The organism is Microbacterium sp. (assembly GCF_032084865.1).
GTDB lineage: Bacteria > Actinomycetota > Actinomycetes > Actinomycetales > Microbacteriaceae > Microbacterium.
Map to the genome: position 1 here is coordinate 1 of NZ_DAMDLU010000092.1, position 11,284 is coordinate 11,284.

7 protein-coding genes are annotated in these 11,284 nt (G+C 69.4%); 5 read left to right on the forward strand and 2 right to left on the reverse strand.

Annotated elements, in window-relative coordinates:
- The coding region (locus RT309_RS10245) for an isopeptide-forming domain-containing fimbrial protein (protein WP_313356767.1) at positions 1-4,275 on the reverse strand (4,275 nt) is incomplete at its 3' end.
- A gap of 245 nt (positions 4,276-4,520) precedes the next feature.
- On the opposite strand from RT309_RS10245, the gene RT309_RS10250 reads away from it, so the two are divergent.
- Positions 4,521-5,549 carry an LCP family protein gene (locus RT309_RS10250; RefSeq protein ID WP_313356769.1) on the forward strand — a complete coding sequence of 343 codons (1,029 nt, stop codon included), beginning with the start codon at positions 4,521-4,523 and terminating at the stop codon, positions 5,547-5,549.
- Positions 5,550-5,584: 35 nt separating this feature from the next.
- On the opposite strand, the gene coaA is transcribed toward RT309_RS10250, so the two are convergent.
- A complete protein-coding gene (gene coaA, locus RT309_RS10255; protein WP_313356778.1) occupies positions 5,585-6,535 on the reverse strand; it encodes a type I pantothenate kinase in 951 nt (316 codons plus the stop codon).
- 85 nt (positions 6,536-6,620) lie between these two features.
- Between coaA and RT309_RS10260 the strand changes: the two genes are divergently transcribed.
- The 4 genes from RT309_RS10260 (at position 6,621) to galE (ending at position 11,119) form a co-directional block, all read left to right on the forward strand.
- Positions 6,621-8,273 (forward strand): HAMP domain-containing sensor histidine kinase, encoded by a 1,653-nt coding sequence (locus RT309_RS10260; RefSeq protein ID WP_313356771.1) that lies wholly within the window; start codon positions 6,621-6,623, stop codon positions 8,271-8,273.
- A complete protein-coding gene (locus RT309_RS10265; protein WP_313356773.1) occupies positions 8,270-9,430 on the forward strand; it encodes a hypothetical protein in 1,161 nt (386 codons plus the stop codon). The genes RT309_RS10260 and RT309_RS10265 overlap by 4 nt, the downstream gene beginning before the upstream one ends.
- A 62-nt stretch (positions 9,431-9,492) precedes the next feature.
- Entirely contained in the window at positions 9,493-9,870 is a 378-nt protein-coding gene (locus tag RT309_RS10270) for a response regulator (RefSeq protein ID WP_313356775.1), read from the forward strand.
- A gap of 223 nt (positions 9,871-10,093) precedes the next feature.
- Positions 10,094-11,119: a UDP-glucose 4-epimerase GalE gene (gene galE / locus RT309_RS10275; protein ID WP_313356776.1), complete on the forward strand. Its 1,026-nt coding sequence runs from the start codon at positions 10,094-10,096 to the stop codon at positions 11,117-11,119.
- Positions 11,120-11,284 lie beyond the last annotated feature (165 nt).

Sequence of the window (11,284 nt, forward strand, 5' to 3'; positions counted from 1 at the left end):
GGTGGTCGCCGGCGGCGTCTCGATCGGCGGCACCCCACCCGGAGGTGTGGCTGCGCCCGTGACCGAGTTCTTCAGCTGCGCGCCGCCGGCATCCGGGTTCACGGTCACCGAGTAGGTGATCGTGACCGTCTGACCGACCGCGAGCGCACCGCTCCACGACAGCTTGCCCTTGGCGACCGCGGGAGCAGCAGCGGCCGCTCCGTTGATCGTCGCGGTCGCGTCGCCGTTGTACGAGGCGCCCGAGAGCACGCCCGACAGGTCGTCGACGATCGTGACCGGGTCGAGGGCCGTCTCACCCGTGTTCGCACCGGTCACCGTGTAGGTGATGGTGTCGCCGGGGTCGACGTCGCCGCCGGCCGGGTCGGCGCTCTTCGAGACCGAGAATCCGGGCAGGTTTACCGGGTTGGTGGTGGTGCCGGGCGGCGGGGTGATCTTCTCGCCACCGGGAGGGGTGGCGGTTCCGGTGGCGGAGTTGCTCAGCACTTCGCCGATGGCATCCGCCCCGACCGTCACCGAGTAAGTGACGACGACCGTCTGACCGACCGCGAGCTCCCCCTCCCACGACAGCGTTCCGTCCGCGACAGCGGGGGCCGTGGCAGTGGTGCCGTTCACCTTCGCCACCGCGTCACGGTTGTACGACGCGTGCGAGAGCACGCCCGACAGGTCATCGGCGATCTCTACCAGGGGCAGCGCCGTCTGGCCGGTGTTGACGCCGGTGAGGGTGTACGTCAGCACCTGGCCCGGGTCGACGGCCGTGCCCGCTGCCGGGTCGACGGTCTTCGCGAACGTGAAGCCCGGCGCGTTGACCGGATGCTCGGTCGTCACCGTCGGGGGCGTCACCGGGGTGCCGGGTGTCGTCGGGCTGTCGGGGTCGCTCGGGTCCTCGGGCATCTGCGGGGTCGCTGAGCCGGTCACCGAGTTGCGGATCGTCTCTCCCCCGGCGTCACCGTCGACCGTCACCGAGTAGGTGATGGTGACGTCGTCGCCGGGCTTCAGCGAGCCGGTCCAGGTGAGGGTGCTGCCGGTCACCTTCGCGGTTCCGGTGGTCGCCTCCACGTCGCCGTTGTAGGCGGCGTTTGCGAGCGCGTCAGCGAGGTTGTCGGTGATCGTCGCGGGGTCGAGCACGGTGTCGCCGGTGTTGGTGCCGGTCACGGTGTACTCGATCACGCTGCCCGGGTCGACGCGCGTGCCGGATGCCGGGTTCGCCGACTTCACGATGGTGAACCCGGGGTTCACCACGGGGTGCTCGGTGCTCGCCGGGGGCGGGGTCACCGGGGTGCCCGGAGTGGTCGGGCTCTCGGGGTCGGTCGGGTCGGCCGGGATCAGGGGCGTGCCCTGGCCCGCGACCGTGTTGCGCAGCAGCACGCCGGTGGCGTCGTCGTTCACCGTCACCGTGTAGGTGAGGGTGACCGAGGCACCGGGTGCGAGCGTGCCCGTCCAGGTGAGCAGCTGACCGTTCAGCGCGGCCGTGCCCGTGGAGGCCGTGATGTCGCCGGTGAGCTGTGCGGATCCGAGCACCGCCGACAGGTCATCAGACAGGCTGGCCGGGTCGAGCACGGTGTTGCCGGTGTTCTTGCCGACCACCGTGTAGGTGACCGAATCACCCGCGCGCACGGCGGTGCGAGTGTCTGGCGTCGCGGTCTTGCTCACGGTGAAGCCGTTGTCGACGACGGGGTGCGTCGTCGTCGCCGGCGGCGGCGTGATCGCGGTGCCAGGCGTGGTCGGGCTCTGCGGGTCGGACGGGTCGGTGGGGATCCGCGGGGTGGCGGACCCCTCAGCGCTGTTGTTCAGCACCGCGCTCGTCACGCCCGCCTTCACAGTGACGCTGTAGCGGATGGTGACGGATGCCCCCTTCGGGAGCGTTCCCGTCCAGGTCAGCGTGCCGTTCTCCACCTCGGCGGCACCACGGCTGGCCTTGACGTCATCGTTGTACCGCGCATCGTCGAGCACGGCCGACAGGTCGTCGACGATCTCGGCGGGACGCAGTTCGGTGTCGCCGGTGTTGGTGCCGGTGACGGTGTAGGTGATCGTGTCTCCGGCCTCGACCGCGGTTCCGGATGCGGGGTCGGCGGACTTGCTGATCGTGAAGCCGGAGCCGATCACCGGGTGCTCGGTCGTGACCGTGGGCGGGGTGATGGGCGTGCCGGGGATCTGCGGCCCGTTCGGGTCGGCAGGGTTCGGCGTGGTGGGTGTCGCATCTCCGGATGCGGTGTTGCTGATGACGGTGCCGGATGCGCCCTCCGCGACGGTCACCGAGTAGGTGATCGTGACGGTGGCGCCGGCGGCGAGGGAGCCGGTCCACGCCAGCTCGTCGCCGGTGATCGTCGCGGCGCCGGCGGTGACCGGAACGTCGTCGATCGTGGTGACGATGTCGTCGTTGTAGGCGGCGCCCGTGAGCACCTTGCTGAGGTCGTCGCTGATGCGGGCCGGATTCAGCGTGGTGGCGCCGGTGTTGGTGCCGGTGACGGTGTAGCTGATCTTCTGACCGGGCTGCACGACGGTGCCGGATGCCGGGTTCGCGGTCTTGTCGATGACGAAGCCGGCGACGGGGTGCTGCGTGGTCACTGCGGGGGGAATGATGGGCTCGAAAGAGCCCGGGGGCGTGCCGGATGCGGTGACGCGGTTGGCGATCGTCTCACCGGCGACGTCGTCGTTCACGATGACGGAGTAGGTGATCGTGACGACCTGGCTCGGCTGCAGTGATCCCGTCCATGCCAGCGTGGTGCCGTCGACGGCCGCGGCGCCCGAGGTGACATCCGTGCCGTCGATGCGCGTCTTCACATCGCCGGAGTACGTCGCGTGGGCGAGCACGGCCGACAGGTCGTCGGTGACGCTCACGGGGTCGAGGGCGGTGTCGCCCGTGTTCTGAGCCTCGACGGTGTAGGTGATCTTCTGACCCGCATCGACGGCGGTGCCGGATGCCGGGTCGGACGTCTTGCGCAGCGCCAGACCGGGCGTGAGCTTGGCGTTCGTGAACGTGCACTCGAGCGAGGTGCCCTGCTCGCCTCGCGGCTGCACGACGGTGCTGCCGGTCACCGCGACGGGCTTCGTGTCTGTGGGGGTGATCTCCTCACAGGCGAGCGACGACGCGTACTGGTCGAGCTTCGTGGTGCCGGAGGCCCGTTCGCTCAGCGTGAAGGTGTCGCCCTGGTTGACGAACACCGGACCGACGTAATCGGGCTGCAGACCGGGGGCGTTGCCGCGGGTGGTCGCGTCGGTGCGAGGGGTCTTGTACCCCGTCGGGGCGTCGACACGCAGCCCGAACTGGTCGGTGGCCGCCTGACGGCCGGCGGGCAGGTCCTTCTTCAGGGTGATCGTGTTGGGGAAGGTGCAGCTCGACATGTCGGTCGGCGAGAAGTCGATCGACGTCCGGCTGACCTCCGCGCCCTTGCCGAGGTCGTACTCGATGATGGTGCCCCTGCTGTTCGGGGCACCAGCCGACACGAAGATGTGGCCGTAGTTCCCGAAGGCGATGCCGTTGCCCTCGACCGCGCCTTCCATCGCGAAGACCTGCTTGGCCGAGATGTCGGCGGTGCTCTGCACGATCTGCGCGGCGTTGGGCACGTCCGCAGAGTAGATGACCTTGTCGGCGACGAGCAGCAGCTGGCCTGAGGCGCTGAACGCCATGTCGCCGTTGGAGCCGAACGCGGCGCTGCCGCTCGCAGGCTTCAGCGTGCCGACCTGCACGGCCGTCGCGGTGCTGGCCTTCTCGTTCCAGGCGTACAGCTTGATGCCGTTGCTGCTGGTGCCGCTGGCGAAGTAGTAGACGCCCGAGATCGGGTTCACCGCGCCGCGCAGGATCGACCTGTCCAGTCCGGCGTTCGCGGGGATCTGCGAAGAAGTGGTTGTGCGGTTCTCGAGGCGATCGTGCTTGGACACGAACTTGGCCGTATCCGTGTTGGTGACCGTGTAGGCGTAGCGCCCGTCCGACGAGATCCCGAGGCCGTTGTTCTGGTGGCCGGCGCCGACGCCCGTGCCACTGGTGTCGAGCGCACCGCCTGCCCCGTTCGCGCTCACGTTGAACTCGCGCACGCGCGTGGTGTTCTGGCCGACATCGGTGCCCTGCACGTACACCGAACCGGCCTCGCAGATGAACGGCTCCGCGGCGGCCGCAGGCGGCGCGGCGGCGATACCGCCGATGACGAGCGACGACGCCACGACGGCGGTGCTCGCCGCACCGGCGACGAGGCGCTTCAGGCCGAAACGCCAGCGGCGCTCGGATCGTGGTCGGTTCGAATCAGGCAGATGCTGCGTCTGCCCAGCACGGAATATCAAGATCGTCTCCCCTGGTGTGTCCCGCGGCGTTCGCGCACGCGGATGACCCAGGCGATGCGGGCAGCAGGGCCGTTCGGCTCGTCCTCGGGTGGACGACGCGCCCGCATTTCTGGGTCTCTGCCAGCGTGGCGGTTACGCGGGTCGCCTCACGACGACTTCCCCTGATTTCACCCCTGATTTCACCCCTGGGACCGCCGGTCCCGCCCGCGTCAAGAATTCCCAGCGGCACACGGGATAATCCCTCTATGCAGATCACCGACCCCGATGGGGCCGCCACCGTCACCCAGCCGCGCTCCCGTCGGGCTCGCCGATGGATCTGGGGCGTCGTCTTCGGCATCGTCGCCGTGCTCATCGCCGTCGCCGTGACCGCCGTGGTCTATCTCGGCAGCCTAGCTTCGTCGTACAACAAGGCCGAGACACTGCCGTCGGCGGAGGTGTTCCCCACCGACGTGGCGCGGCCGACGCCGAGCAACCCCGATGCGCTGAACATCCTGCTGCTCGGCTCCGACTCGCGTGAGGGCCTGGGCGGATCGGTGAACGAGATTCGCGGGCAGCGCGCCGACACGATGCTGCTGGTGCACATCCCCGCCGACCGCTCGGGTGTTCAGGTGATCTCGTTCATGCGCGACAACTGGGTGCCGATCCCCGGTTACGGCAACGGCAAGCTGAACTCGGCGCTGGCGTTCGGCGGCACCCCGCTGCTCGTGCAGACGCTCGAGGAGATCACCGACGTGCGCATCGACCATGTCGCGATCACCGACTTCGAGGGGTTCAAAGGCCTGAGCGAGGCGCTCGACGGCGTGACCGTGAACAACTCGATCGCGTTCACTTCTGGCAAGTACTCGTTCGCCCAGGGGCCCATCGAGCTGCGCGGAGATCAGGCGCTCGCCTACGTGCGTGCCCGCTACCCGTTCACCGACGGCGACTACCAGCGCGTGCGCAACCAGCAGGCGTTCATCAAGGGCATGCTCGACAAGCTGGTCAGCCGCGAGACGTTGACCGACCCGGGCCGCATCTCGGCCTCGGTCGCCGCTCTGGCTCCCTTCCTCGCGGTCGACGAGGGGCTGGATGCGGGCACCGTGGCCTCTCTCGGTCTGAGCCTGCGCGAGGTCGACAAGAGCGAGATCGTCTTCCTCACCTCGCCGACTCTCGGCACGGGCATGGTCGGCGACCAGTCGATCGTGCAGCCCGACTGGGACGGCCTTGCGGCGCTGTCAGAGGCGCTGAGGAACGACTCCGTGCCGCAGTACCTCGCCGAGCATCCGGCCAAATGACCGCCGGCAGGTGATCGCGAGCGGGTGAGGCCCGCTCAGACCTTGCGCAGCCGCACGCTCTCGACGGCGTGCTCGGCGCCTTTGCGCAGCACCAGCGTCGCGCGGTGCCGGGTCGGCATCACGTTCTCGACGAGGTTGGGCATGTTGATCTCGTTCCAGAACCCGAGCGCCGTCGCGACCGCCTCGTCGTCGCTGAGGTGCGCGAACACGTTGAAGTACGACGACGGGTTGCTGAACGCACTCTGACGCAGCGCGAGGAAGCGGTCGATGTACCAGCGCTCGATGTGGCTGGTGTCGGCGTCGACGAAGATCGAGAAGTCGAACAGGTCGCTGACCGCGACATCGTTCGGAGCGGGCGGCGGCTGCAGCACGTTGAGGCCCTCGACGATCACGACGTCGGGGCGGCGCACGACGACGTGCGCGTCGGGCACGATGTCGTAGCGCATGTGCGAGTAGAACGGAGCGCGCACCTCGACGGCGCCGCTCTTCACCTCGGTGAGGAACGAGATGAGCGCACGCCGGTCGTACGACTCGGGAAAGCCTTTGCGGTCCATCAGCCCGCGACGTTCGAGCTCGGCGTTCGGGTAGAGGAAGCCATCGGTCGTCACCAGCTCGACCCGCGGGGTGCCCGGCCAGCGGCTCATCAGCTCGCGCAGCAGGCGGGCGATGGTCGATTTGCCGACGGCGACCGATCCGGCGACCCCGACGACGAACGGGGTCGTCGTGTCACTCTCCTGCAGGAATGCGCTGGTGGCCGCGCCCAGCTCGCGGGTCGAGCTGGCGTACAGGCTGAGCAGGCGGCTCAGCGGCAGGTAGACCTCGCGCACCTCGGTGATGTCGAGGCGGTCGCCGATGCCCCGGATGCCGACCACCTCGGTCTCAGTGAGAGGCTGATCGATCCCCGCCGCCAGGCGCGCCCAATCGGCGCGGTCGATCTCACGGTACGGAGACAGCGGCTGGTTCGGGGCGACGCTCACGGAGCCAATCGTATCCACCGCGCAGCACACGTCCCGACGCGGCGGGATGCCACGCGGCCTGCCGCAGGATTCTCGCCCCGGTACACTGTCGCTCATGCTGAGGGGGTCCGCACTGTCTCCCCGTGCGCGCCGCCATTTCGGCGACGGCCGAGACCGCTCGATCTGGCAATGGCAGCTCGTGATCGCCTTCACGACCGTGGCGACAGCCGTCGGCGTGGCCGCCCTCGAGCCGACCCGCTTCGTCGACTGGCAGTTCAGCGTCAGCACCGTGACCATCATCGCGGTCACACTCGTCGCCCTGTCGGCGCCCTGGCATCGCCTGCCCTCGGCTTCCGTGCTCGTGCTCCCGGCGATAGACGCTGCCATGATCGGTCTGATGGTGGCGGGGCACACCCCCGCGGCGATGTTCCTGTGGGTGTTCCCCGTCGCGTGGGTCGCGACCTATTTCCGCACATTCACGCTGGTGACGATGCTCGCGCTGATCGCCGCCATCCAGCTCGTGTTGCTGCTGTGGGACGGCGTGACCGTCACCGCGACGATGGGCATGGTCATCTCGATGCTCTCGCTCTGTTTCGTGGGGGTGATCATGCGGGTCGGCTCGGCGCGCAACCGGTCGTCGCGCCGTCTTCTCAGTGCGCAGTCCGACCGCCTCGCCCACGCCCTGCAGCGGGTGCAGGAGCAGAAGGCACGCAACCTGCGCGTGCTCGACGCGCTTGACATCGGCGTCGCCCGCGTCGGCCCCGGCGGCGTCGTCGAGGTGGCGAGCGCGGCCTTCCACACGCTGTACGCGCTCGACGCGTCCGCGCGGCTGCATCCCTCGCGCGCGGTGGAGTACCGCACGCGGCGCGGCGAACCCGTTCCCGCCGGCGAGACGATGATCGCCCGGGCCGGCCGGGGCGAGCTCTTCCACGACCAGCTCGTGTGGCTGTTCGGCCTCGACGGTCAGTGGCGGGCTCTGCGGGCGTCAACGCAGGTGCTCGAGCCCGACGACCCGGGTGACGGGGTGCTGCTGCGGGTGGAAGACGTCACCGAGAGCCTCGACCCGCGGGCCGGCGAGGCCGCGCTGCGGCGCTCGATCGCGCACGAGCTGCGCAACCCGCTCACCGCGATCCTCGGTCACGTCGACCTTCTGCTCGAGCGGGAGGACGTCGTCGACGAGGCCACCCGTCGGCAGCTCGGCGTGATCGATCACGCCGGCACGCGGATGCAGCAGCTGATCGACCAGACGCTGAGCGTGCCCGAGGCCCGCAACGACGACCGCGACGCACCGTTCGACCTCGCCGACGTCGCCACCGCCTCGGTCGAGGGGTTCACGCCGGCCGCCGAGGCGTCGGGGGTGGCCATCGAAGCACGCCTCTTCGAGGACCTGCCGCTGCACGGCGACGCGTTCCGGCTGCGGCAGGTCGTCGACAACGTGCTCGGCAACGCCATCAAGTACGCCCAGCGCGGCGGCCGGGTCGTGGTGCACGGCCAGCGCGAAGGCGACGGTGAGGTGCGTCTGCTGGTGAGCGACAACGGCATCGGGATCTCCCAGGAGGATCTGCCGCGCATCTTCGACCGCGAGTTCCGCACCGAACTCGCGCGGCAGCGCGGCATCCCGGGCACCGGCCTCGGCCTCAGCATCTCGCGCGACATCGTGGCGGCGCAGGGCGGCCGGTTCGAGGTCGCGAGCGAACTCGGGCAGGGCACGCGCGTCAGCATCCTCCTCCCCTACCCCGAACCTGCACGCGAACGGACTTCCCGATGATCAACTCGACGCTCATGATGCCGGTCGTGGCCCTGACCACGCTCGCGACGGTGCTGTTCATCGGACTCGGGTTCCTGCCGCGGCCGTCGCGAGCGACGGCACTGTGGTCGGCCGCCTTCGCGATCGCGATGGTCGGGGCGTACGTCTGGCTGGCGCAGGATCACGTCGCATCCGAGCCGGTGCGTGCGCTCGGCACGGGTCTGACGATCGCCCCCATGCCGCTGCTGTGGTCGGGGCTGCGCGCCTATCGCGGGCGCGCACGGCAGCACCTGATGATCGGCTACCTGTTCGGTCTGCTCTCGCCGGTCATTCTGCTGCTGTCGAGCTTCGCGGGCGTGTACGGCGTTGCGGTGCGGGTGCTCTTCACCGCGACGGCCGTGTTCGCCGCCCTGATCATCGTCGAGCTGGTCGCGCTGGGGCCGCGCGTGCGAGACGAGGCGCTGCCGCTGCTGGGCGTGTCGTCGGCGTTCATCGTGTTCGCGGTGATCATCGACGTCAACGGGCTGCTGGCGATGAGCGGACTCATCGTGGGCTCCGATGCGCTGAATCTCGTGCGCACCATGAACATGATCGGGATGTCGGTGTACGTGATGTGCGCGCTGATCACCACGCTGCTGCTGACCGTGCGCAGCGACGTGGGCGCCGCATTGCCGCGCGACGTGTTCGAGCGCACCGCACGCGGCCGCCTCGAGCGTGCGCGCGCCGCCGACGATGACTGGTGGTCGCTGCTCGACATCCGCCTCGACGATCCCGACGACATCCGCACGGCGTCGAGCACGGCCGAGTTCAACGCCGTCGCCCACAAGTTCGCGCGCGACGTCGACAGCGCGCTGCCCGCCGACGCCGACATCGAGCAGGTCGACTCGACCCGCTTCCTCGCTCTCGTGCCCCGCTCTCAGGGCGGCGTGCGCGAGCTGCTCGCCGAGCTGCTCGAGCGGGTCGCACGGACGGAGCACGACCGGTCGCTGCCGCTTCGCCTGACGGCGAGCATCGGCTGGGCGCCGGTCTCGGCGGCCGGCTACGAGTTCGAAGCTCTCACGGCGAATGCCGATGAGGCCGCCCGGCGCGCGCACGCCGAAGGCGGAGACCGGTGGGAGCGGGTGCGGGCGGATGCAGCGCAGATCGAGTCTCTCGACCGGGGTCGGCTCGACATGTAGCATGTGAGCGGACGCCCTGGGGAATCGGCGTCCATCCCTTCCAGAGTATTGGGGACTCTGAGATGACTGATGTGAACGCGTTCTCGTCGACCGCTGTCGTCGTAGATGATGATCGTGACGTGCGTGACCTGGTGGCGCAGATACTCCGCGCCGCGGGGTTCACCGTCGTGACGGCCGACAACGGACTCGACGGCGTGACGGCGGTGCAAGACCACCACCCGCTGCTGGTGACGCTGGATGTCACGATGCCGGGAATCGACGGGCTCGAGGCCGCCCGACGCATCCGGGCGGTGAGCGAGGCGCACATCATCATGCTGACCGCACTCGGCGACACGGCCGACGTCGCCCGCGGTCTCGAGGCGGGGGCCGACGACTACCTGACCAAGCCGTTCCGGCCACGCGACCTGCGCACCCGGATCGACGCGCTGCTGGCCCGCTGACGAGAAGAGGTCGGGCCTCTGCGCGTCCCCGTAGGGCTCGCGTGACCGTTCGGGCGGCACGCGGAGCCAGGCAGAGGCCCGATGCGTTCGGGTATTCCGCAACGCATCACTCACGCTAATCACGTCTCTGCTGTCGCCGAAGGCCTGCGGTGAGAACTGCGGCGATCTGAGGGAACCTGCGGTGATCCTGAGCCGCGGCCTGCCGCCCGGTAGCATCGGTGTCGTGCGCGTTCTCCTCACCGGCGGTGCCGGCTACATCGGATCCCATGTCGCTCTCGGGCTGCTCGAGCGCGGTGACGATGTCATCGTCGTCGACGACTTCTCGAACAGCAGTCCCGAGTCGCTGCGGCGGGTCGAGAAGCTGACCGGCAAGAGCGTGCAGGTGATCGAGGCCGACCTTGCCGATCGGGCGGCAGCGGATGCCGCGCTCGCCGACGTCGATTTCGACGCCGTCATCCACTTCGCCGGTCTCAAGGCCGTCGGCGAATCGGTGGCCCAGCCGTCGCGGTACTTCCGCACCAACCTCAACTCGACGCTCAACCTGCTCGACATCATGCGCGAGAAGGATGTGCGCAAGCTCGTCTTCAGCTCGTCGGCGACGGTGTACGGCACTCCGGATGCCGGGGTCGAGCGCCTCGATGAGAACCAGCCCGTCGGCGTCGGCATCACGAACCCGTACGGCCGCACGAAGGCGTTCATCGAGCAGATCATCGCCGATGTGCAGGTCGCCTGGCCCGAGCTCGAGGCGGTGCTGCTGCGCTACTTCAACCCGGTCGGCGCGCACCCGTCGGGTGAGATCGGCGAAGACCCCGCGGGCATCCCGAACAACCTCATGCCGTTCGTCGCGCAGGTCGCCGTCGGCAGGCGCGAGAAGCTCGCCGTGTTCGGTGATCAGTACCCCACCGTCGACGGCACCGGTGTGCGCGACTACATCCACGTGATGGACCTCGCCGAGGGCCACGTCGCCGCACTCGCGCACCTCTCCGCCGGGGTCGAGACGTACAACCTCGGGTCGGGCGAGGGATCGAGCGTGCTCGAGGTGGTGCGCGCGTACGCCGAGGCGAGCGGGCGTGAGATCCCCTACGAGATCGTCGCGCCCCGCGCGGGAGACCTGGCCACGACGATCGCCGACCCGGCGAAAGCGAACGAGCAGCTCGACTGGCGCACCACGCGCTCGCTGGCCGACGCGTGCCGCGATTCGTGGGCCTGGCAGGTCAAGAATCCGAACGGCTTCGCGACTCAGGCGTGATCCTGCCCGCGACAGGACGATGCCATGACCGACTCTGACAGCGGAAAGCGCCCCAGCCTGCGGCGTGCCGACCTGCGCCGCCTGCGCGACGCGCTGACGAAGGGCCGGGCCGACGTGCCCGGCACCGTCGTGCCCGACGCGGTGGCGGTCACCCCGCCTGCTGTC